The organism is Shewanella sp. SM29 (genome assembly GCF_025654245.1).
Taxonomy (GTDB): Bacteria; Pseudomonadota; Gammaproteobacteria; order Enterobacterales; family Shewanellaceae; genus Shewanella; species Shewanella oncorhynchi.
In genome coordinates this window covers 32,309-53,255 of sequence record NZ_JAKKRN010000004.1, presented here as the reverse complement: position 1 = coordinate 53,255, position 20,947 = coordinate 32,309, and the positions used below count along the sequence as shown (strand labels likewise).

The window sequence follows — 20,947 nt, the reverse complement described above, 5'->3', positions numbered from 1 at the left end:
AGATGAAATTACACTATTTTCCCTTTGTTCTACTCGCGTGTTTGGGTCTGTTTTCTAATAGCAGCTCAGCCCACTCACTAGACAATAAACTCTACAGTACAGGAGAGCCCCTCCCTAAGCCCCTTGTGATGACTGGTTTTATAGAAATGCAGCACGCACGCGGCGTACCAGAAGTTCCCTTTATTGATGAATCAGGACAAACCCAAACCCTAAAACAGCACCAAGGAAAATTGGTTTTAGTCAATCTTTGGGCAACCTGGTGTGCACCCTGTTTAAGGGAAATTCCAGAACTCCAAAAGCTTAAGCAGCAGTATCAAGGGAAGAATATCGCCATCATTCCAATCTCTATCGATGAAGAATCTAAAGATGTACGCCCTTTTCTTAACCAACATGGCTTTAGCGGCTATGCCACTTGGCTTGACCCGGAGCAAAACATAGAACAAATCATTCCCGCGAATGTCGTACCCGCCAGTTATATTTTTGATGCTAAAGGTAATCTTGTCGGTTTTGTGCGGGGATATCTCGATTGGGCTGATAAAGACGTTGGCCCTTATCTTGATCAACTGATTGCAAAATACGGCCAATAATCACCAAGTAACACAGGCTCACAATATATTTCTCCATTCGGTCATCCGCCAAAATTTGCCGAAACCCGCTGCCGCCTATTTGGCTGCGGGTATTTTTATCTCTGCCCCATCTTTGTATTCTGCGACGCATTTCTTTAAAATTGCCGCCAAACTCTTTATTTCAAGGCAAATCAGATGAAACTCACCCGCTTAACTCAACCTATTTATGACCACTTATATCGTGATATCAGTGAGTTTCGTAGCACCTTCGACTTGCCCGTTAATGATGTTGATTCTTTAGATGACAAGGCCGATACCTTACATACTTCACTGATTATTGAGGAGTTAACTGAACTTGCAGAAGCCGATAGCCGTATCGAACAGGCCGATGCCATAGTCGATTCTGTATACGTGTTAATGGGCCGTCTAGTGCACTTAGGCGCGCAAGCAATGACGGACAGACTCGAAATCAGTTACCTGATTGACTTGTTGCTTTGCGTGGCTCAAAACCGTGAAATCGACTTTATTAGCTGCTGGGATGAAGTCCACTCGAGCAATATGAGTAAAGTGTGCCGTAACGAGCAAGAACTGGCCGAGACCATTGCCTTCTATGCCAAGCAAGGTGTTGAAATTGTCGGTAGTCAGCAAGGTGATTTCATCATAGCCAAATGCGCTAAAGATGTGGAAATGGCAGGTAAAGTGGTTCGCCAAGGTAAGGTACTAAAATCGGTTTACTATCGCCCAGCGGATCTGACTACACTGGTTAAAGCCTAACCACGGCAAGCCTAGGATAGCACTTAACTAAGTGCGTCCTAGGATGTGTTGAACAAGGCTAAAACGGCAGAACTCAGTCCGATGTATCACTCTTACGATATTCTAAAATATCCCCAGGCTGGCACGACAGGTACTCACAAATACTCGCCAGTGTTTCAAAACGCACGCCTTTCACCTTGCCACGTTTTAGCAGGGATAAATTCGCTTCGGTAATGCCAACCGCTTTGGCAAGCTCCTTAGAACTCACCTTCCGTATCGCCATCATGACGTCTAAATTAACGATAATGTCCAAAATTACACAAACTCTTTGTTTTCTGCCTCAAAATCTCGGGCAGCTTTAAGCAAATAAACAATCAGCAACATCAATAAAATCGTGGTGATATTGCCAAAATCGAGCGCCAAGTCGATACGGGTATCCTCAAAAAGCGACTTGTGATAGTAACCTACGCCTAAGGTTTGCAGTATCTCTATCACTAAGGCGGCAACCTTAAGCCAAACCAACCACAGATAACAATGCATACTTTCGTCGCTAAAAAACAAGCCGTCTTGATAGTAGGCTAATAATTTTTGCAGCCAATAAACACCCAGTAAAAACGTGATAAACAATGGACTTAACATTAACAGCAACAGGGTTTGACTCGCATCAGGCGATACCCATAGCGCTTGTAACAATCCATTATTCGATCCAAAACGTATCTCATCATGGACTAAGTAGCTATAACCCAGATACACCACCACAATCGTAGCGGCTAACAAAATCACCCACCGGAAAAATGCACTGATTTTTATTAACTTTTCTATGTTTTTATTCATCACTCAATCCTAAATTTAATCCAATCCCAGTGCTCTTTAACCTTGGCTAGTATACTCGTCCGGTAAAATATATTGCAAAGAAATATAATTTTATTGTTTTACGATAATTAATTTTCGTATTAACATGATGTCACTTCTAACAACTCAAGGTTACAACAATGCGATTATCCTCCTTCACAAGCCAGTTATGCAGTGCTGCTATTGCCGCTATGCTACTCGCAAGCTGTTCAACCTCAACCACAGAGCAAAAAGCCAATACGGATAGGCTTAACAGCCAGCAAGCCCAAGTGCCGCTCATTCCCATCGAAGATTTTTTCAATGAGCAAAATATTCACCATTTAAAAATGTCCGCCGACGGTAAATGGTTAGCCTTCACAAAGGAATACCAAGGTGCGAGCAATATTTATGTAATGGCGGATAAAAGCGATCTTGCAAGTGCGACACTCTTAACGCAGTCCATTGAACCCATTAAAGAATTTGAATGGTCATCAAACAGTAACGAACTCTTTTTTATGAAAGATAAAGGGGGAAATGATCCGCGAGTGACTCAAGTTGAATCAGATAATATTGCGAAAAAGATGTACCAAAAATCGTTACCCGTTGAATACTTACTCGCCAAAGATGAAGGTCATGGATTTATCAAACGTGCCAACAAGCTCGCCGCGATAATTGCGACTGAACGTTTCTTTGGTAAGTACTTAGGCGGAAAAGTGGATAATAATGTCAATCCAGCTTTGCTTGAACATCTTAATAGCTTAAATGTTGATATAGAAAAACTGTAACCTTAATAAAGCGTTAGAAGTGCAACACCGATTTTGCCAAGGAAGGCGAAATATCTCAACAGGCTAACGCGGTTAACTGCGGGCGAATAGACTAATCTATCAAGTATGACTACACCCCAAGAGATAAAAATGAATCCAGCAAAAGTCGTGCGTGCCGAGGTTAAGCAATTGACTGATTTACCCAATATTGGCAAAGCCTGTGCAGCGGATTTACGTTTGCTTGGCCTAGATAGGCCTGAGCAGCTGTTAGATAGAAACCCCTACGAGCTGTATCAAACGCTGTGCGACAAAACGGGCCAGAGACACGACCCCTGCATGCTCGATGTGTTTATCTCCATCACCCGTTTTATGGCAGGTGAAGATCCTAAACCTTGGTGGTTTTACACCGATGAGCGCAAAAATACCTTAGAGAAATGAAGCTTTAGCGACTATCTATCTGCCTGTTTATCCAATGGTATCGTTTCGGGCTCTTCCCTTAACCATTCCCGCCAAATGGCCACCAGCAGGGCCATCAATACTGGACCAACAAACAAACCGACAAAACCCATGGTTTTTACGCCGCCGATCAGACCGAAAAAAGTCGGTAAGAAAGGCAATTTAATCGGCCCACCGACAAGATTAGGCCTTAAGGTTTTATCGACAATAAACAACTCTATGCTGCCCCAAAGAAACAAGCCGACCCCCGCCGTCATATCGCCAGTGCCGACAAGATAGAGTGAAATCAAGGTAAACATGGTTGGCGCCCCCCCGGGAACCAAGGCCATAAAGGCGGTTAACACCCCAAAAGCCACGGCCGAAGGTACTCCCGCAATCCAATAGGCAATCCCCAGCACTATGCCCTCACCAATTGCGATAAGCGTCATACCTATCACGGTAGAACTGACTGTTGCAGGCACCACACGGGAAAAACTATGCCAGCGAGCAGGCAACACTCGCTCACCCACGATATCCAACTGTTTAGCCACTTGCGGACCATCTTTATACAGGAAAAACAAAGTGATCAGCATAAAAAGTAAGGTCAATAACAACCCTAAAGTATTCCAACCCAATTGCAGCACCCAACGGGAAATGCCACTCAAATTCTGGCCACTAATGGCACTGATAATTTGGCCTAATTCATGGGGTTCACCAATAAACTGCTGCCATTGCAGGGTTAACCATTCACCCATCCAAGGTAAATCTTTGATCCACAAGGGCACGGGCGAACCGTGTTGGTTAGTAAACACCAACCAATCAACCCAAGTTCTAATCTCTTGTAACGCATAGGAAAATACAAACACCAGCGGAATAATCAGCCCGAGCACAATACAACATAGGGCAATGGTTGCTGCCAACGCCGAGCGACCACCGCATTTTACCAATAGTTTTTGATAGAGAGGCCAACTTGAAAAACACACAATCAATGCAGCTAAGGCGGGCACTAAAAAATCGATAAAAAAGAATACGCCAGCACACAAGAGCAAAACCAACAAACTACGGCCAATAGCGGCATTACTGAAAATCGGCGTCATAGTGGTACGGCTCCCAAAAACTTAGATGAATAAACAATAGGCTATACGCCACATTGAGCGCGCAAATACACTCTTATAAACGCTAAGCAGACTAACTCAGATTGGTCGATAAATCATCTAATTAGCATATGATTTCATGGTTATAAATCTATTCTAAGAAACTTTTTTGTAATTTTGGAGTATGCCCAATGCATCAGCTAACACTTGGGGTTCATCCACTACTAAATTGATCACAGTTAACGGCTCAGGCAATTGTCCCATGCCGCCATAATAAGTTTGGGGCCGCTTAAAAATCAGCTGCACATTCGCGGTATCACCGCGGCCTATCGTCAATATTTCTGTTGCATTGATTGCAGTTGAATCACCTACCGATTTCCCCCCCATTTGCTGTGGCTGTACATGAGTCAAAAATGTTCCCAATTTCAGTTCACTTATCTGGGTTAAATCGATCGACATAAAACCCCAGATACCATTATTGATAATGAGCTTACCTTCCCTTTGATACAGGGAGTAATAACGACTGATTCGGTAATTGGCTGCGATTAATACCACTGAATATAAGATCAAACCAGAAACGAATACGGCAACAATATGACTCACATAATCGAGTAGTATGTAACTCAGTGTGGAGGCCACGATTAAACACATTATGATGACTAAAGCATGCCAAGGTTGGGCACTCAGTAACTTAAGCGGTGTGATCGATGCTGGGTGGCGACGGGAAAAATAAGGGATAGCGTAATACCAACTCGCGGGTTCGGTAGCGAGTATTAAACCTAAGGTCAGCTTCTTATCGTCAGGCATTTGATTCTTTGGCAAATCAGTGTTTGATGCGCCCTCAATATTAAGCGTTCTAAGTTCATTTGCCCCATTACCCAGCTCTTGCTCCACAGTGGCAGCATATTGAGCAATGATCGCTAATCTTGGATCGCCTGAAGCCTTCCTCGCCTGCCACAATCCCTTAATAATGCTCACCATCAAGTACAATTCGATGAGCAGTAATACCGTGATAATAGGGAAACGTAACCAAGCGATAAACTCGAAATACTCTGCAATTTGAGGAGGGTAGCTGAGGCGAGCCATGAGGCTGCTCAAACTGAGAATGACTAATATTTTCCAGCTTTTTTGCGCACCAATTTTGATAATCCAATACCAATAAAGCAGAGGTAACAACACAAAATATAGTGCACTGACGACAGCCAAAGACAACTGCTCACTTGTTTGCGTTAACTGTTCTGGCAGTAAATTAAACCCAAGCCAATACACAATAATCATCAAAATGAGAAAATAAATTCGATATTTAGCTGGGCGTCTTAGTCGAATTTTTAGCATTTAACATCCTTGTCAGTTGATCTAGCCAAGCCTATGCGATAGTAAAAACCCAAAAAAGTAGCTTGGCTTATCAATAACATGATGGATAAAACCATGAATACAATGCTGGCTTAAAAACGCTCAAACTGATCATTAGACCATCAAGCCTAACGCCAATTGCTTGGTGAGCTCTGCGGCGGGAATCGCCTGACAGCCGGTTGCATTTTGGCCGCACCAAAGTGGGCTAAAATCGCCAAATCCTTGTTGCTCGGCGGCGCTTCGCAATCCTGCGATGGCACTGGAGGCGAGCGGAAAATCCGGTACTGCGTTATTGATAGGTCCAAGTTCAACCATAAAACGGTTCACTATGCCACGGGCGGGGCGACCGGAAAATAAGTTAGTCAAAGCCGTATGTTGCGCCGCCTCGCTTTGCAGTGCGGCGCGATGGATCTCACTGGTGGTGCATTCAGGGCAAAGTAAATAGGCCGTCCCCACTTGCACCGCCGAAGCGCCCATCGCCATGGCGGCGCGCACGGTTTTGGCATCGACTATGCCACCCGCTGCGATAACGGGCACATCAACGGCAGCAATGATTTGCGGCAATAAACTAAAAGTGCCGAGCTGCTCAGTCAAATCATCGGATAAGAAATGTCCTCTATGGCCGCCAGCTTCTAAGCCCTGCGCAATAATAGCATCTACACCACGCGCTTCTAACCAGAGCGCCTCTTCCACTGTGGTCGCCGTCGAGATGATCTTAGATCCCCAAGATTTTATCTCCAACAACAAGTCTTCATTAGGTAAACCAAAGTGAAAACTCACCACCTCAGGTTTGAATTTAGCTAACACTTCAGCCTGAGCACTCGTGTAGGGCGCGCGTTGTGCTCCCGCAGCTTGGGTATCAGGATGGATACCCAGCTCAGCAAAATAAGGCGCGAGTTGCTTGAGCCATGCAGCTTGTTTCGCCGCTTGCGGTTCGGGCTCGTGATGACAAAAGAAGTTTACATTGATGGGCTTAGTCGTTTGGGCGCGGATCTGTGTCAACGCGGCATCTAATGCTTCAAGGGATAACATGGCGCAGGGCAAAGATCCCAACGCACCGGCTTGAGACACGGCTATCGCTAAGGCACTGCCCTGAACACCCGCCATAGGCGCTTGAATAATTGGCAATTCGATTCCAAATAATCGGGTTAACTGGCACGGCATACATCACCTCCTTTGACTGGTTATCACTTGACGATCAATCCTGATATGGCCCTTCGGCTAAACGCTGGGAGATCCACCACAGATTACCCACGGGATCCCGCACTCCACCTTGGCGATCGCCATAGGGTTTATCCGCCACTGCCATGATTAACTCGCCCGCAGCAGCAAGCGCCTGAGCTACCGATTTATCGGCATCTGCCACATACAAATAGTAGGATGCTGGCATTGGCGGAAACGCTTCACTCGCCTCGCTTAACATAAATAGGCAGTCGCCGATTTGCATCTGCGCATTGGCTATTTTGCCATCCAATCGATGGGAAATATGTAGCGCTTTAGCATCAAAGGCTTTTTGCATAAAGGCTACTAAACTATCGGCATTGTTGATAATCATATACGGGCTAACCCGTGCAAATCCTGGCGGAATAAACATAACGACTCCTTGTTACCCAAGCATGATGTTGATCATAAAAAACCACTATTAGCCAATGACTATAGACTAAGCACTATGGCGAAAACCAGCAGTGGCCATTAAGCCTTCAACGTGAAATGTAAACTTAAGCATTTAGTGAACTAGCCAAAGCGTAAAGCCTGCAGATGCATTGCCCCATGGCGTTTAAGTCATGTTGTATCTTTGCGACCAAACCATAACAGTACTGCTTTACGCTTGTTATTAAACAATAAATTAGCTTTATTTAACTATGATTAAGCAACTACGGATCCTTGTTCTATGCTTAGTTCACTGTTCACTTAACATCATGAGCCTATGCACTTGACTGCATTCTTCGCCCGTTACCTCAGGATTTGCCTCCTCTTAATCCTCAGTAGTTTCGTCTTTGCAGTGCAGGCAGCTTGGTATCCCGCCGATGTCATTGCCGACGGTCAAAAGACCCTCTACACGCCACTCACTAAGGCCAATAAAGCATGGCGGATCTGTGCCTTACTTCCCCACGGGAAAGATCAATATTGGTGGGGCGTCGCCTTTGGATTATCACAAGAAGCCGAGCGCCAAGGCGTAACGCTTGGCATTTATGATGCTGGTGGATATGACAAGATTGAGCAGCAAAGACAGCAACTCCATGATTGTTATGCACTCAAGGCTCAAGCTTATATTATTGCTGCCAATACCGCTGACGGACTGATTGCGGACATTGAACAGCTCAGCGCTGCGGGCATTCCGGTTATCGATTTAGTCAATGGTATCGCGACCGACAAACTCACGAGTCGCTCCTTAGTCAGCTTTGAAGATATGTCTGCGGCAGCGATTGAGTATATTGCATCGCAGCAACGAGACCCTGTCGATAAAGCGCCTGCGAAACTTAAAGTTGCTTGGTTTCCAGGGCCTAAGGACGCTTCTTGGGTTATGGCGGCGGAACAAGGATTTAGGCGGGCGGCAACCAAACAAGAGTTCGACACAATTGAAGGAGGGTTTGGCACTACGGAGTTATTTATTCAAGCTGATTTAGTGCGAAAAGTGCTTACTAAACAAAGTGTAGATTATGTGATCGCCAATGCAGTTGCCGCCACTTTCGCGGCGCGCTATTTAGACGGACGTAGGAATAAAACGGGAAAAGTCATCGCATTCTACTCGAATGCACAGACCATAGAATTAGTGCAGAAAAAACAGTTACTCGCGACGGTCAGCGACTCGCCAGTATTGCAGGCTCGAATTGCCATCGATCTCGCAATACGCGCACTCGAAGGTGCGCCTTATCCCCACAGAGTGAGCCCAGTTATCAAGGTCATCTCCCAAGACAACATCCACCAGATTGATTTAGAACAAATATTAGCGCCACAGAATCAGTGGATGATCCATCAGGATCTTCCTCAGCCAAAATGATGTTCACTAAACTAAATAATCGGCGCCCAGCCCAACAAATAATGCGAGTCCTGCCCAATTGTTATTGAGAAACGCTTTAAAACAAGGGGCTCGTTCGCGATCAAAGATCAGCATTTGCTGGTAAGTACTAAAACCGACAAAAGTCAGTAAACCTAGGCCATAGAGTAAACCACGATCGGCGCTCCAACCGGCGGCGATAAAACAAGCCAGCGCAGCAAGCTGAAATAAACCTATGATTTGGCGGTCATATTTACCGAACAAAATTGCAGTAGATTTAATGCCCACCTTTAAATCATCATCCCTATCGACCATGGCATACATGGTATCGTAGGCGACAGTCCAAAACCAATTGGCCGCAAATAACCACCAAGCCTCGATGGGTACTTCACCCGTCTGCGCGGCGTAAGCCATAGGGATAGACCAACTCCACACCACGCCTAGAAACATCTGCGGCATATTGGTGATGCGTTTAGTGAAGGGATAAATGATAGTGAGGATAATACCAACAACGGATAATTTAACCACTAATCCATTGAGTAATAAGACCAAACCAAAAGCAGATAAACCTAAAATGACGAACAGTATCAAGGCTTCTTTAGTGCTGATTTCGCCACTGGCCAGCGGCCGAGATTTAGTGCGTTCCACAAAAGAGTCGAGATCGCGATCGGCATAGTCGTTAATAATGCAGCCACAGGCACGCATGATTACCACGCCAATAATAAAGATGATCAATACCTTAAGATCGGGCATACCACCCGCCGCTAACATCAGCGCCATCAAGCATGGCCACATCAGCAATAGCGTACCTATGGGACGGTCGATTCGAGTAAGACGGGAATACACATCCCACTTCTGCTTTAAATTCATTAACTAGGTACTCCCAATACCCTCAAGTTTCCACTCGGTTTCAGGATTAGCATCATATACCCATGCTTCTCCCGATGCGAATTTACGCCCTGAAAGCGTGTCATAAAAAGCTGACATTCATCGCGTTCAGGGCTGGTATTAAAGCGCCTCTAACCGAGCGTAAGCCACCACTAACCACTTGCTGCCAAAGTCAGTAAAGCTCACTTGTACTCGCCCTTGGGCACCGCTGCCCTCAAAGTTGGTCACTTTACCTTCACCAAATTTAGGGTGATTGACTCGTTGGCCGACGTTAAAGCCTGTATCGTTTGTCGCAGCCGATTTTGGGGCGCTAAAACGATTATTCGCCATCGGCGTTGAAACCTGCGCCTTAAGACGGATTTCATCCACATATTGCGGCGGGATCTCTTTGATAAAACGCGACGGCCGAGCGTAATCTTCGCGGCCATAAATGCGCCGCGATTCCGCATAGGTTATGTAGAGTTTTTCCATGGCACGGGTCATGCCCACATAGCAGAGACGGCGTTCTTCATCGAGTCTATCGCCCTCTTCGAGCGCCATTTTACTCGGGAAGATCCCTTCTTCGACACCCGCCATGAACACCATAGTGAACTCTAACCCTTTGGCAGAATGCAGCGTCATTAGCTGCACCGCATCGGTAAAGGCATCGGCTTGGCCTTCGCCTGCTTCGAGCGCCGCGTGGGATAGGAAACCGTTAAGTTCTCCCATATCCTCCAGCTCTTCTGGCAGCTCAAAAGTACGCGCCGCCGTGACGAGTTCTTCTAAGTTTTCGATTCTAGCGTGGGCTTTTTCACCCTTTTCGGCTTCATACATAGCCTTAAGGCCCGAGGCTTGGATCACAGTATCGGCCATGCGATACAGCACCATATCTTGAGTGTCTTCACGCAGTGTCATGATTAAGTCCATGAAACCACGCACAGAATTTGCCGCGCGGCCCGCAAGCACTTTCTCGTCGAGCAAACGCACACTCGCCTGCCACAGGGTTAATTCATGCTGGCGCGCCGTGGAGCGCAAAATATCCAAAGTGCGATCGCCAATGCCACGGGGCGGCGTGTTAACTACACGCTCAAACGCCGCATCGTCGTCTTTGTTATTAATCAGCCGCAGGTAACCCATGGCATCTTTAATTTCTTGGCGTTCGAAGAAGCGTAAACCGCCGTAAATGCGATAGGCTAAGCCTTTGTGTAATAAGGCTTCTTCCAATACCCGCGATTGAGCGTTAGAACGATATAAAATCGCACAATCACTGAGGTTGCCGCCCTTTTCGTGCCAATCATTAATTCGACCGACTATAAAGCGCGCCTCGTCCATTTCATTAAAGGCGCAATAAAGCGAAATCGGATCGCCATCGGCTTCATCCGTCCACAACTCTTTACCCATACGCTCTGGGTTATTGGCGATTAAGGCGTTGGAAGCTTTAAGAATATTCCCCTTAGAACGATAGTTTTGCTCGAGGCGAATCGTGGTTGCGGTAGGAAAATCCTGAAGGAAGCGATGCAGGTTTTCAACCTGAGCACCACGCCAGCCGTAAATCGATTGGTCGTCATCACCCACTATCATCACATTGGCGGTTTGACCGGCAAGCACGCGGATCCACGCATATTGGATGGCATTGGTATCTTGGAACTCGTCCACCAAAATATGCTTAAATCTGTCTTGATAATGGGCCAACAAGTGCGGCTTATTGAGCCATAACTCATGGGCACGTAATAGGATTTCGGCAAAATCGACTAAACCAGCGCGGTCACAAGACTCTTGATAAACCTGATAGATTTTTAGCAGATTCTGCTCAAGCGGAAAACCGCCCGCATCGATATGCTTAGGGCGTAATCCTTGGTCTTTTTTACCATTGATATAACCCTGAGCTTGGCGTGGAGGATATTGTTTCTCATCCAAATTCAAGCTTTTAAGAATACGTTTGATCAAACGCACTTGATCGTCAGAATCGAGGATTTGGAAGCTTTGCGGTAAACCCGCATCTTGGAAGTGAGTGCGCAACAAGCGATGCGCCAAGCCATGGAAAGTGCCAATCCACATGCGGCCCATATTGGTGCCAGCGACTTTTTCAACTCGCTCGCGCATCTCAGCCGCAGCTTTATTGGTAAATGTCACCGCAAGAATCGAGTAAGGACTCTGCTGTTCAACCTGCATCAGCCACGCAATGCGGTGGGTCAACACCCGAGTTTTACCACTGCCTGCGCCCGCCAACACTAACATGCTAGATTGCGGTGCCGCGACAGCCTCGCGCTGCTTGTCATTCAGGCCGTCTAGTAAAGAAGATACGTCCATTCTCGCCTCCAAAAAATCGAGGAGGCATTATAACAGAAGAAAACCCGCCTGCGCGTTTGATCCACAAGACAAGAGCCACACCTTGATTTGCACTTATGTTGTAATGACTAAATTGATTAAGCACTGTCATTCCAGTGACTCGCCATTAACTCATCCCTGAGGGCTCGACGACGGCATCCATGCCGTCAACGGTCACTTCCATGACAGTGCTTAATCCTATTAACCTTTGCGTATCTCTGCTAGCCAGCAAAGGATGATAAAGCTAAAACGATATCAAGTGATTATCCATCAAACTGTATAAAAAACCGCTACCGCAAAATAGCAGATTCCTATAGCATCATTTATACCAATTGACATGGATGTGGCAGCGACCAAGTCCAACAAGCGATTTATGCCCTGCAAACAGCGCTGCGCATAAATACTAAGACATTATGTGTAAGGATAGGCATGAATTATCATTATTATCTTGATGAAAGTGGAAATTCTGGTGATCTCATTAATAAAAAATTAGATCTCAATTTTGGAAATCAGCCAATTTTTACTTTAGCTTGTGTCGGCCTACTTGATGTAGAAAAAACAAAAAGTGACATTATTGATATAAGAATTAAACATTCTATTTCCGATGTCGAATTAAAGTCATCAACACTATATTTTCAGTGCCCAGAACTATTCTCTGACATCTTTGCTTACTTAAATGAAAAACAGTATCCAATACTAGTTGAGCTTGTTGATAAAAAATATTGCCTTGCAACACATATTGTTAATTACTATATCATCCCTCTCATGGCTGATGAGTCGAATGGGATGGCACAATTGATAAGAAATGGTATCGCTGACTACATAACACATCACTTGCCCGATGAGTGTTTCTTGGCTTTTTTTTCAGCTTGCAACCAGCCATCCGAGACTAGCATCATAGCTGCCTTGGAGACAACACGAGACTTTTTTTCTCAAAAAGTACCTGAATTAGATTTTGCAGAATTAACGGTAAAATCGATAAATTTAACCATTGATGACTATTTTGAAGCCAAAGAAAAATATGGCGAGACCGTTGCTATAGAGAAGTTTTCACCTATACCCGAGAAAACAAAAACTGGTCAGAAAATTAATATATTACCCCATGTACATTCAGTTTTTAATATTCTAGCTAGGCTAAATCAACTTCACAACAAGAATATTAACGAAGTAAATCTCCATCATGATTTACAAAATGAATTCGAAAGTATAATTTTATACTCTAAAAATATCATTGAACAAAAAACAACACCTTACAATGGCCCTCCAGTATTTAACTCTGATTATGATTTTACAAAAAAGGCAAATTTAGACTTTTTAGATTCCAAGTCGCATGTGGGCATACAAATCGCTGATCTTATAGCTGGCTTCATGAGCAGATATATAAATGGCTGGTTATATAAAAATTCAGAAATCCCAAGCATATATCATGAATCATTTTCTAGAATAGTCTCAAACTATAACAATATTCGCTCCCAAGGAGTAAACTTCGTAATTCCACAATCTAAACAACAAATCATTTTCAGAAAACATAATCTATAGATCTAAAACACATAATATGGTGAAACAGAACATCCACAACTCTTTAATGCTTTAAGTGACCAATCAGACAACTCAAAAATCGACGGAATACGCATCCCCTCGGAGTTGCCGCAGGGCGAATAGACAAATTGCGTGAGTCTCGCCATGGATGGCGAGCTAGCTTTCGCAGGTGCAAGGACGCATCCTTCGGAAGCGATAGCAAATTTGGCAATGAGCACAAGGGGCTTTCAACTCCGTTGGGGGCGTCATGGAGCATCCAAGGAGGATAGGACGAGCAGTCCTCCTTGGTCGGGTGTGGGGTGAAGCCCCACGACGTTGACTTTGATTAAATAATTCAAACAAGAGTTGGGACTGTAACAGGAGTAGCTGTGCTTAACACGGCTACCTGCAATAGATAGCAGGATATTGAAGTGCAGCCCCAACCCCCCTTCTCGGTGAGAATAACTTTAGGTAGCGGCGGATCGCGGTTAGAATACTCACCCTGTTTTTCTTGGTTACTTTTTCGGAAACAATAATGTCCCATTCAGCGCTTAATTCTTTTGATGATTTTTACCAGCTTTTGGCTGACAGCTTGGCGAAGAATAGTCTGATCAAACTATTGTTGAGTAAGTACCGAGGTGCAGATAAAAGCCTGCAGCGCATTACGATTCGGCCGATCAGTTTGCAGAATGAACCTATGCTGTCGTTTGTGTATCAGCACCAGACGAATCACATCACTAAAAACCTGAGTTATGACGAAGGGTTAGCTAGCATAAAACTGTTACTCGGTAGCGATTTTAAGAGCGCCCACTTAGCTACGGCGCAGGCAGAAGTTCAGCTTGAGATCAGCAAAAAAGGCAAAGTCCAAATCAGCACACATAACGTTAAACAAGCCGTCGCGGCGCCCTTAGAACATGACCGTGAGAAAAAGCGTTTTGTGGATATCGAACGTCCCTTCCTGACCAAGCTAGGGGTGACGGACAGCCAACATAATCTTATCCCTGCGATGTCGCGTAAATGGAAGCAAATCAATAAATTTATTGAGGTTTTCAGCCAAGCACTCGAAGCCTCACCCCACAAGAATGACCAACCGATCAATGTGGTCGATTTTGGCTCTGGCAAAGGCTATCTCACCTTTGCAATCCATGATTACCTGCGCCACAGCCTTCACAATGATGCGCAGGTAACTGGGGTGGAATTACGCCAAGCCTTGGCCGATTTATGTAATGAAACGGCGGCAACGCTGGATCATCAAGGATTGTCGTTTGTCTGCGGCGATGTGAGAACCCATGCACCTAAGCAAACCGATGTGATGATCGCGCTGCATGCCTGCGATATCGCCACTGACTATGCAATTCATTATGGCATTCGCGCCAATGCCGACATCATCATGTGTTCACCTTGCTGCCATAAACAAATTCGACCGCAGATGCACAGCCCAGAATTGTTTAAACCTATGCTGCAATATGGGGTGCACATGGGCCAACAGGCTGAAATGGTGACGGATTCATTACGTGCGCTATTTTTGGAAGCCAACGGTTATGCGACTAAGGTGTTTGAATTTATCAGCCTAGAACATACCAATAAGAATAAGATGATTTTGGCCGTTAAAAAGCCACAACATAATCAGAAAGACAGCGCCGCAATCCTCGCGCAAATTGCTGACATTAAAGCCTATTACGGTATCAAGGAACACTGCTTAGAAACCTTACTCACGCAAACCCAAGCCGATTAACGGCCGGCGGTTTACTGGCAAAGCATTAGAACTTGGCACTCACCACAACCCCGTTGAAATTGAGGCAATCTTTAATTCTTTGCTGCTGAACCGCGCTAAGGGTGTCGATATCGTGGAAGGCAAACTCTGAGTGTTCGTGGCTTAAGTGGATCGGCAGTGGCTCGTCGTCTGCCCCATCTTTTGCCACCTCAGGCCCATCAAGCAATAGCAGTTCGCAACGAAAAATAAAGGCTTGGGATTGATAGGCGCTGTGATAATACACGCCGCTCAAATAGTTAACCTGCACACTTAAGCCTAATTCCTCTTGGCATTCACGTACTAAGGCCTCGTGAATCGTTTCACCTGGCTCGAGTGCGCCACCGGGCAAACCCCAAGCAAAATTACCATAATTGGCCTTAAGCAACAGCACTTGTCCCTGCGCATTAGTGATAACCGCGTGGCTGCTCAATCTAAAGGTATCGTTAAAGGCCACTCAGTTATCCTTGCATTTCTGTTCGGTACGTATTTGAGATATCAGACTAAATCACTTAGCCGCAAAGGTATTACAACTGGCGAGATTACCCGAATCAAACCCTGTCTTAAACCATTTCACCCGCTGCGCCGAACTGCCGTGGGTAAAAGCATCGGGCTGTACGGCGCGACCCGCCATCTTTTGCAGACGATCGTCACCCACTGCACTGGCGGCGGCAATGCCTTCCGCTAAATCGCCCGCTTCAAGTAAGTTAAGTTGTTGATTGACATAATGCCCCCAAATCCCTGCGTAGCAATCAGCCTGCAATTCAAGTGCGACACTCAATTGATTCGCCTGCACTTTACTGCCAGATTGCTGGGCTTGGCGCACCTTAGTGCTCGTGCCCAGCAGGTTTTGCACATGGTGACCCACCTCGTGGGCAATCACATAGGCAAAGGCAAAATCACCGGGCGCGCCTAAGGTTTTAAGCTCATCAAGAAAGCTAAGATCGATATATACTTTGCTATCGGCAGGGCAATAGAAAGGCCCAGACTGCGCCTGTCCCATACCGCAGCCAGTGGAGGTCATATTGCGATAAAGCACTAACTTAGGCTCTCGATATTGCCCTTTGAGCAACTGGCCCCAAACGGTTTCTGTGGTGCCTAAAATGGCCGCCACAAACTGGGCATTTTCATCCTGTACCGCTGTTGTTGAGCTAGATTGGGATTGGCTAAGATGAGCTTGAGTATTTGGGTCGAGTGACAGACCACCAGTAAAATACTGAAAAGCAATATAAATGCCGCCGATGAGCAACACCACACGACCAAGTTTAGTTCTCAGCAAAAAGGGCAAGAACCTGAGTAACAAGGCACTCGGCACACCCGCAGATGCCATTTGCTGGCCGCGTCTGTCTTCGATATTGGAGCTTCTGTCAGTGTCACGCCAGCGCATCGCATTCCTTCACTCAGTAGTTAAAAACTCTCGTTAAACCGTTCGTTAAATCGCTATTTGAGCCGCTTAGATGCACAGCTCTGATTTCGTATTTGCACTCTAGCGACTAGTGGTTAAAAGCCTAGTGATTAAGAGTCTAGTGGTTATTTCGCTTGTGTATCGCTTGTTGGCGCGTCTTTCAGTGAGCGTAAAAACAACCCTAAACCACCAAAGGCCAAAACGAGGATCACGATAAGTTCAAAGGCCGACATAGATTTAAAGTGGAATTGAATCGAGCTGATAACCCCCACAACCAAGGCCGTAAGCGAACCTAGACTCAACAGCCAAGCTAACTTACTCTTAGCGTCAAAAAACACCATCACAATGCCGATAATAAACGGCAGCATCACCATGCCTGTGGTAATCGACATGCCTTGCCCAAAGGCATTCACTCGATATAAGCCATAGCCCAGTCCAAAACTAGAGCTCACCTGTATTGCATTGAACAATAAATAAAATCCGCCACACATCATGGCAAGACCCATAAAAAATTGTCCCGTCCCGCCCTGTGTTCCGCCCGCACCTTTCATAGATATCCTTTCTACATTAACGATTTTTGAGTGGCTTGTTCTTTGGCCATTTTCAGCCGTTGCTTTTCTTCGACTGCTTTTAGTTTTTCATACAAATAAAGGTTTTTATCCACCTCAGCAACACAGCGCTGTTTATCTCGCATAGGCTCATAAGATTCAACACAGGTTCTTGCACCACAGACTCATTCGGTGCAGGCAGATGTCAGCACAGTAAAGAACAAGAGCAGCATAATCAAAGGGAATTTCACCATCAAGCACGCCTCAGTGAATGACCCAAATAACACACCTCATTCATAGGTAACGCCCATATTACCAATCACACATTTTTGCTAAGTGATATCAAGCTTATTCAGGCCTCATGTTGACATAAATTACGCTAAGGCCAACACTCAATGATGAATTTTTATACGCATGAACGACGACACTAAAGTGGATTAGATACACAGTGGCTAAAATAAGGATGCTGCAACGATTCCAATATAAGCCCTACCGTTAACATAAGGAATGCCTTTGAATACGCTATTAATAGGAAAAGGTGAACAACAGGTTCACTTAAATCTTAAGTATGCCAATCGCCATGGGTTAATTGCCGGTGCCACAGGGACAGGCAAAACCGTGTCGCTGATGAGTATTGCCGAAGGTTTTTCACGCCAAGGCGTGCCGGTTTTTATCACAGACGTTAAAGGCGATATCTCGGGTCTAGCGATGGCGGGTACCCCAAGTGAAAAGCTATTACAAAGGGCAACTCAAATTGGCATTGAGGATTATCACAACGAAGCCAATCCTGTAGTGTTATGGGATTTAGCGGGCGTTCAAGGCCACCCACTGCGTACCACCATCAGCGAAATGGGCCCAACCTTACTCGGCCGAATTTTAGAATTGAATGACACCCAGAGCGGTATTTTAGACATAGTCTTTCAACTAGCGGACGACCAAGGGTTATTACTGCTCGACTTAGATGATCTGCGGGCCATGCTGGCCTTAGTTGCCGAGGAACGCAAAGAAATCTCCGCCAAATATGGTTTAATCAGCGCCCAATCCCTCGCAGCAATTCAACGCTCGGTACTAGGATTAGAGCGCGATGGTGGCAAAGACTTTTTTGGTGAACCCGCGTTACAGCTTGAAGATTTAATGCGCACTAATTTGCAAGGGCGCGGCATTATCAATTTATTAGCAGCGAACAAACTGATTTTAACACCCCGTTTATATTCAAGTTTTTTACTATGGCTACTCTCAGAATTATTTGAGAATCTGCCCGAAGTCGGCGATCCCGAAAAACCTAAGCTAGTGTTTTTTATTGATGAGGCGCATTTACTCTTTGAGGGTTGCCCACCGAGTCTATTAAAACGCGTCGAACAGATCATGCGCCTAATTCGCTCAAAAGGCGTAGGCGTTTATTTTTGCTCGCAATTTCCTGATGATGTCCCAAGCGAAATTCTCGGACAATTAGGTAATCGTATTCAACATGCCCTGCGAGCTTACACGCCAAGGGATCAAAAGGCCGTTAAAACCGCCGCCGAAACCTTTGTGCCTAACCCCAAACTGGTTGTTAGCGACGTCATATCCCAGCTCGCTGTAGGTGAAGCCTTAGTGTCTATGTTAGCCGACAAAGGCGTGCCAACTATGGTCGAGCGCGCACTCATCGCACCGCCACGTTGCCGCATGGGACCCGCCACAAGTGAGGAGTTACAACAAGTCCGTGCCCAAAGCCCGATTGGAGGTAAATACGATCAGTTAATCAACCGCGAATCAGCCTACGAACGCCTTAACCAAAGACGAGTTGATAACGCCACCAGCGACACCACATCCACAGCAAGTGATGTGCAAACGGGCCAAAAAGCTGAGGAACAAGGTTGGTTCAGTGAACTCATTTTTGGTAATAAGCGTCGCCAAGGGTTAGCGGAAACCTTGTCAAAACAAGCGGCACGCACGGTTGGCAGCCAATTAGGTAAACAAATTTTGCGCGGTATATTAGGTGGCATGTTAGGTAAATCGAGCCGACGTTAGGCATATGGTACTTAGTTAAGCCTCCAATTAGGGCCCACTAAAACCACAAACAATGACGAAAATAGAGGTACTGTGTCCTTGTTCGCATATTTCTTATACAGGTTAACGCTAGCATTAGCATTAATTATTCTAAGTGATAGATGGATCATGGTACGGAATTCGGTGATAAGATTATTTTGCTGTAATCGCTCATTGAGGCAAATAAATTCACAGATAATTATCAATGATTTTAGATATTTGTAATTTAAAATGTTGTAATTCGAGATAAAAATTTCGCTTCAATCAGGACGTCATGGAATAGGTTCAATTAAGTACGGCTTACATGATTAGCCTGATGAATAACCAAAGAGTACATGGAGTTTTATATGAGTAAAGAGCAAAAAAACCGTAAAGAATCGAAGAAACAACCGCTGATGTCTCCTAAAGAGAAAAGAGCAGCAAAACATGCGAAAAACGCAACTAAAGGTTTCTTAGATAACACTAAATAGTGTCTTGTTATTAGGAGGTTTGTCCTCTAATAACACAAATAGGGTTAACTTAGGTTAGCCCTTTTTATTGCCCGCTTCATTGAACCAACCAAGTTTTACCTCACAATACAACCTTGCTCAAAACAGTCTCAGATCTCAGTTTTGTGATACAAAAGTAGCAGCTATCGACTATAGCCTAATTGACCTTTTCCAGGTTTTATGTAGTTATATTGAGCTGATTACGGTATTTACCGCTCGAAAGACCCTACATAACACTATAAAAAATAAGGATATTTCATAATGAAAATCAAAAAACGTTTTGTCGCCGTCGGCGCAGCAGTGACTCTCACACTCAGTGCTGCCGCTATGGCTGCTGCCCCCGCCTTTATCAACATTCTCACAGGCGGCACCAGTGGTGTGTATTACCCTATTGGCGTTGCGCTGTCGCAACTCTACGGCACAGGAATCGAAGGTTCTAAAACCTCAGTTCAAGCAACTAAAGCCTCGGTAGAAAACCTCAATTTATTGCAAGCGGGTCGTGGTGAATTAGCATTCGCTTTAGGTGATTCAGTCGCAGCAGCATATCAAGGTGATATTGATGCAGGCTTTAAAACGCCGCTGGATAAAATCCGAGTACTTGCCTCGGCTTATCCTAACTACATTCAAATCGTCGCCAATAAAGAGTCTGGCATTAAAACCTTGGCTGATTTAAAAGGAAAACGTATCTCAGTGGGTGCCCCTAAATCAGGGACAGAACTCAATGCCAGATCGATTTTCAAGGCTGCGGGACTAAGTTACGAAGACATGGGGAAAGTCGAGTTTTTACCCTATGCCGAATCCGTTGAGCTAATCAAAAATCGTCAATTAGACGCCACGTTACAATCTTCCGGTCTCGGCATGGCTGCTATCCGTGACTTAGCTGCGACTATGGCAATCAACTTTGTTGAAATTCCAGAAGATGTGATCGCTAAGATTAACAATCCCGCCTATCAACATGGCGTGATCCCAGCATCGACCTATGAAGGCCAAACCACCGACGTTTCTACCGTCGCCATTCAAAATTTACTGGTGACTCAAAGCGGTGTATCGGATGATTTAGCCTATCAGATGACAAAACTCATGTTCGAGCACTTAGACCGACTCGGTAACGCGCACTCCGCTGCGAAGACCATCAGCGTAGATAAAGCGACAAAAAATCTGCCAATACCACTGCACCCAGGTGCAGAACGTTATTACAAAGAAGTTGGTGCACTCTAAGTT

General features: G+C 45.3%; 22 protein-coding genes. 10 read left to right on the top strand and 12 right to left on the bottom strand.

Annotated features, from left to right (window positions below; translation table 11 throughout):
- The first annotated feature begins 2 nt into the window (after positions 1–2).
- Positions 3–587, top strand: coding sequence for a TlpA family protein disulfide reductase (locus tag L5L77_RS03785; protein WP_263192864.1), 585 nt, complete (start codon positions 3–5; stop codon positions 585–587).
- A gap of 174 nt (positions 588–761) precedes the next feature.
- Complete coding sequence (locus L5L77_RS03780; protein ID WP_105250355.1) at positions 762–1,340, top strand: nucleoside triphosphate pyrophosphohydrolase family protein; 579 nt, start codon at positions 762–764, stop codon at positions 1,338–1,340.
- A gap of 73 nt (positions 1,341–1,413) precedes the next feature.
- Here L5L77_RS03780 and L5L77_RS03775 read toward each other — a convergent pair whose 3' ends face one another.
- Both L5L77_RS03775 and L5L77_RS03770 read right to left on the bottom strand, forming a co-directional pair.
- Positions 1,414–1,632 (bottom strand): helix-turn-helix domain-containing protein, encoded by a 219-nt coding sequence (locus L5L77_RS03775; protein ID WP_063883682.1) that lies wholly within the window; start codon positions 1,630–1,632, stop codon positions 1,414–1,416.
- A 2-nt stretch (positions 1,633–1,634) separates the two neighbouring features.
- Positions 1,635–2,153 (bottom strand): DUF2975 domain-containing protein, encoded by a 519-nt coding sequence (locus tag L5L77_RS03770; protein ID WP_173247795.1) that lies wholly within the window; start codon positions 2,151–2,153, stop codon positions 1,635–1,637.
- A 158-nt stretch (positions 2,154–2,311) separates the two neighbouring features.
- Here L5L77_RS03770 and L5L77_RS03765 point away from each other — a divergent pair, with 158 nt between their 5' ends.
- Complete coding sequence (locus L5L77_RS03765) at positions 2,312–2,935, top strand: hypothetical protein (RefSeq protein ID WP_263222093.1); 624 nt, start codon at positions 2,312–2,314, stop codon at positions 2,933–2,935.
- Positions 2,936–3,064: 129 nt separating this feature from the next.
- A complete protein-coding gene (locus L5L77_RS03760) occupies positions 3,065–3,352 on the top strand; it encodes a helix-hairpin-helix domain-containing protein (protein WP_263222091.1) in 288 nt (95 codons plus the stop codon).
- An 11-nt stretch (positions 3,353–3,363) separates the two neighbouring features.
- Here L5L77_RS03760 and L5L77_RS03755 read toward each other — a convergent pair whose 3' ends face one another.
- The 4 genes from L5L77_RS03755 to L5L77_RS03740 all read right to left on the bottom strand — a co-directional run bounded on the left by L5L77_RS03755 (position 3,364) and on the right by L5L77_RS03740 (position 7,390).
- Positions 3,364–4,446, bottom strand: coding sequence for an AI-2E family transporter (locus L5L77_RS03755; RefSeq protein WP_263192861.1), 1,083 nt, complete (start codon positions 4,444–4,446; stop codon positions 3,364–3,366).
- Positions 4,447–4,599: 153 nt separating this feature from the next.
- Positions 4,600–5,778 carry a hypothetical protein gene (locus tag L5L77_RS03750; RefSeq protein ID WP_263222088.1) on the bottom strand — a complete coding sequence of 393 codons (1,179 nt, stop codon included), beginning with the start codon at positions 5,776–5,778 and terminating at the stop codon, positions 4,600–4,602.
- Between the two features lie 132 nt (positions 5,779–5,910).
- Positions 5,911–6,960, bottom strand: a complete 1,050-nt coding sequence (locus tag L5L77_RS03745; RefSeq protein WP_263222085.1) for an NAD(P)H-dependent flavin oxidoreductase — start codon at positions 6,958–6,960, stop codon at positions 5,911–5,913.
- A gap of 34 nt (positions 6,961–6,994) precedes the next feature.
- On the bottom strand, positions 6,995–7,390 hold the full coding sequence (locus L5L77_RS03740; RefSeq protein WP_263222084.1) for a VOC family protein: 396 nt from the start codon (positions 7,388–7,390) through the stop codon (positions 6,995–6,997).
- A gap of 333 nt (positions 7,391–7,723) precedes the next feature.
- On the opposite strand from L5L77_RS03740, the gene torT reads away from it, so the two are divergent.
- Complete coding sequence (gene torT, locus L5L77_RS03735; protein ID WP_263222082.1) at positions 7,724–8,797, top strand: TMAO reductase system periplasmic protein TorT; 1,074 nt, start codon at positions 7,724–7,726, stop codon at positions 8,795–8,797.
- Positions 8,798–8,803: 6 nt separating this feature from the next.
- Here the strand turns inward: torT and ubiA are convergent, their stop codons facing one another.
- Both ubiA and uvrD read right to left on the bottom strand, forming a co-directional pair.
- Positions 8,804–9,664: a 4-hydroxybenzoate octaprenyltransferase gene (ubiA, locus tag L5L77_RS03730; RefSeq protein ID WP_105250362.1), complete on the bottom strand. Its 861-nt coding sequence runs from the start codon at positions 9,662–9,664 to the stop codon at positions 8,804–8,806.
- 138 nt (positions 9,665–9,802) lie between these two features.
- Positions 9,803–11,971, bottom strand: coding sequence for a DNA helicase II (gene uvrD / locus L5L77_RS03725; RefSeq protein WP_263222080.1), 2,169 nt, complete (start codon positions 11,969–11,971; stop codon positions 9,803–9,805).
- 447 nt (positions 11,972–12,418) lie between these two features.
- On the opposite strand from uvrD, the gene L5L77_RS03720 reads away from it, so the two are divergent.
- Together L5L77_RS03720 and L5L77_RS03715 are read left to right on the top strand one after the other, a co-directional pair.
- Positions 12,419–13,528: a DUF3800 domain-containing protein gene (locus L5L77_RS03720; RefSeq protein ID WP_263222078.1), complete on the top strand. Its 1,110-nt coding sequence runs from the start codon at positions 12,419–12,421 to the stop codon at positions 13,526–13,528.
- Between the two features lie 514 nt (positions 13,529–14,042).
- Positions 14,043–15,242, top strand: a complete 1,200-nt coding sequence (locus L5L77_RS03715) for a class I SAM-dependent methyltransferase (RefSeq protein WP_263222076.1) — start codon at positions 14,043–14,045, stop codon at positions 15,240–15,242.
- 25 nt (positions 15,243–15,267) lie between these two features.
- Here the strand turns inward: L5L77_RS03715 and L5L77_RS03710 are convergent, their stop codons facing one another.
- From L5L77_RS03710 to L5L77_RS03695, 4 genes are all read right to left on the bottom strand, one after another.
- Positions 15,268–15,714, bottom strand: coding sequence for an NUDIX hydrolase (locus L5L77_RS03710; protein ID WP_263192855.1), 447 nt, complete (start codon positions 15,712–15,714; stop codon positions 15,268–15,270).
- A 51-nt stretch (positions 15,715–15,765) separates the two neighbouring features.
- Positions 15,766–16,644, bottom strand: a complete 879-nt coding sequence (locus tag L5L77_RS03705) for a neutral zinc metallopeptidase (protein ID WP_131524218.1) — start codon at positions 16,642–16,644, stop codon at positions 15,766–15,768.
- Positions 16,645–16,787: 143 nt separating this feature from the next.
- Positions 16,788–17,213, bottom strand: coding sequence for a hypothetical protein (locus L5L77_RS03700; RefSeq protein WP_107949438.1), 426 nt, complete (start codon positions 17,211–17,213; stop codon positions 16,788–16,790).
- Positions 17,214–17,224: 11 nt separating this feature from the next.
- Positions 17,225–17,356, bottom strand: coding sequence for a hypothetical protein (locus L5L77_RS03695; protein WP_263143323.1), 132 nt, complete (start codon positions 17,354–17,356; stop codon positions 17,225–17,227).
- 367 nt (positions 17,357–17,723) lie between these two features.
- On the opposite strand from L5L77_RS03695, the gene L5L77_RS03690 reads away from it, so the two are divergent.
- From L5L77_RS03690 to L5L77_RS03680, 3 genes are all read left to right on the top strand, one after another.
- A complete protein-coding gene (locus tag L5L77_RS03690) occupies positions 17,724–19,220 on the top strand; it encodes a DUF853 domain-containing protein (protein ID WP_263186536.1) in 1,497 nt (498 codons plus the stop codon).
- A 365-nt stretch (positions 19,221–19,585) separates the two neighbouring features.
- Positions 19,586–19,708 carry a hypothetical protein gene (locus L5L77_RS03685; protein ID WP_105250371.1) on the top strand — a complete coding sequence of 41 codons (123 nt, stop codon included), beginning with the start codon at positions 19,586–19,588 and terminating at the stop codon, positions 19,706–19,708.
- A gap of 279 nt (positions 19,709–19,987) precedes the next feature.
- Complete coding sequence (locus tag L5L77_RS03680) at positions 19,988–20,944, top strand: TAXI family TRAP transporter solute-binding subunit (protein ID WP_105250372.1); 957 nt, start codon at positions 19,988–19,990, stop codon at positions 20,942–20,944.
- Positions 20,945–20,947: the final 3 nt, after the last annotated feature.

What these genes read in the sequence shown, in the direction of transcription:
- L5L77_RS03760 (WP_263222091.1), top strand. Translation starts at nt 3,065, where the DNA reads ATGAATCCAGCAAAAGTCGTGCGTGCCGAGGTTAAGCAATTGACTGAT.
- torT (WP_263222082.1), top strand. Translation starts at nt 7,724, where the DNA reads ATGCACTTGACTGCATTCTTCGCCCGTTACCTCAGGATTTGCCTCCTC.
- L5L77_RS03785 (WP_263192864.1), top strand. Translation starts at nt 3, where the DNA reads ATGAAATTACACTATTTTCCCTTTGTTCTACTCGCGTGTTTGGGTCTG.
- L5L77_RS03780 (WP_105250355.1), top strand. Translation starts at nt 762, where the DNA reads ATGAAACTCACCCGCTTAACTCAACCTATTTATGACCACTTATATCGT.
- L5L77_RS03740 (WP_263222084.1), bottom strand. Translation starts at nt 7,390, where the DNA reads ATGTTTATTCCGCCAGGATTTGCACGGGTTAGCCCGTATATGATTATC.
- L5L77_RS03700 (WP_107949438.1), bottom strand. Translation starts at nt 17,213, where the DNA reads ATGAAAGGTGCGGGCGGAACACAGGGCGGGACGGGACAATTTTTTATG.
- L5L77_RS03720 (WP_263222078.1), top strand. Translation starts at nt 12,419, where the DNA reads ATGAATTATCATTATTATCTTGATGAAAGTGGAAATTCTGGTGATCTC.
- L5L77_RS03715 (WP_263222076.1), top strand. Translation starts at nt 14,043, where the DNA reads ATGTCCCATTCAGCGCTTAATTCTTTTGATGATTTTTACCAGCTTTTG.
- L5L77_RS03755 (WP_263192861.1), bottom strand. Translation starts at nt 4,446, where the DNA reads ATGACGCCGATTTTCAGTAATGCCGCTATTGGCCGTAGTTTGTTGGTT.
- uvrD (WP_263222080.1), bottom strand. Translation starts at nt 11,971, where the DNA reads ATGGACGTATCTTCTTTACTAGACGGCCTGAATGACAAGCAGCGCGAG.
- L5L77_RS03745 (WP_263222085.1), bottom strand. Translation starts at nt 6,960, where the DNA reads ATGCCGTGCCAGTTAACCCGATTATTTGGAATCGAATTGCCAATTATT.
- ubiA (WP_105250362.1), bottom strand. Translation starts at nt 9,664, where the DNA reads ATGAATTTAAAGCAGAAGTGGGATGTGTATTCCCGTCTTACTCGAATC.
- L5L77_RS03680 (WP_105250372.1), top strand. Translation starts at nt 19,988, where the DNA reads ATGAAAATCAAAAAACGTTTTGTCGCCGTCGGCGCAGCAGTGACTCTC.
- L5L77_RS03750 (WP_263222088.1), bottom strand. Translation starts at nt 5,778, where the DNA reads ATGCTAAAAATTCGACTAAGACGCCCAGCTAAATATCGAATTTATTTT.
- L5L77_RS03705 (WP_131524218.1), bottom strand. Translation starts at nt 16,644, where the DNA reads ATGCGCTGGCGTGACACTGACAGAAGCTCCAATATCGAAGACAGACGC.
- L5L77_RS03685 (WP_105250371.1), top strand. Translation starts at nt 19,586, where the DNA reads ATGAGTAAAGAGCAAAAAAACCGTAAAGAATCGAAGAAACAACCGCTG.
- L5L77_RS03770 (WP_173247795.1), bottom strand. Translation starts at nt 2,153, where the DNA reads ATGAATAAAAACATAGAAAAGTTAATAAAAATCAGTGCATTTTTCCGG.
- L5L77_RS03695 (WP_263143323.1), bottom strand. Translation starts at nt 17,356, where the DNA reads ATGCGAGATAAACAGCGCTGTGTTGCTGAGGTGGATAAAAACCTTTAT.
- L5L77_RS03765 (WP_263222093.1), top strand. Translation starts at nt 2,312, where the DNA reads ATGCGATTATCCTCCTTCACAAGCCAGTTATGCAGTGCTGCTATTGCC.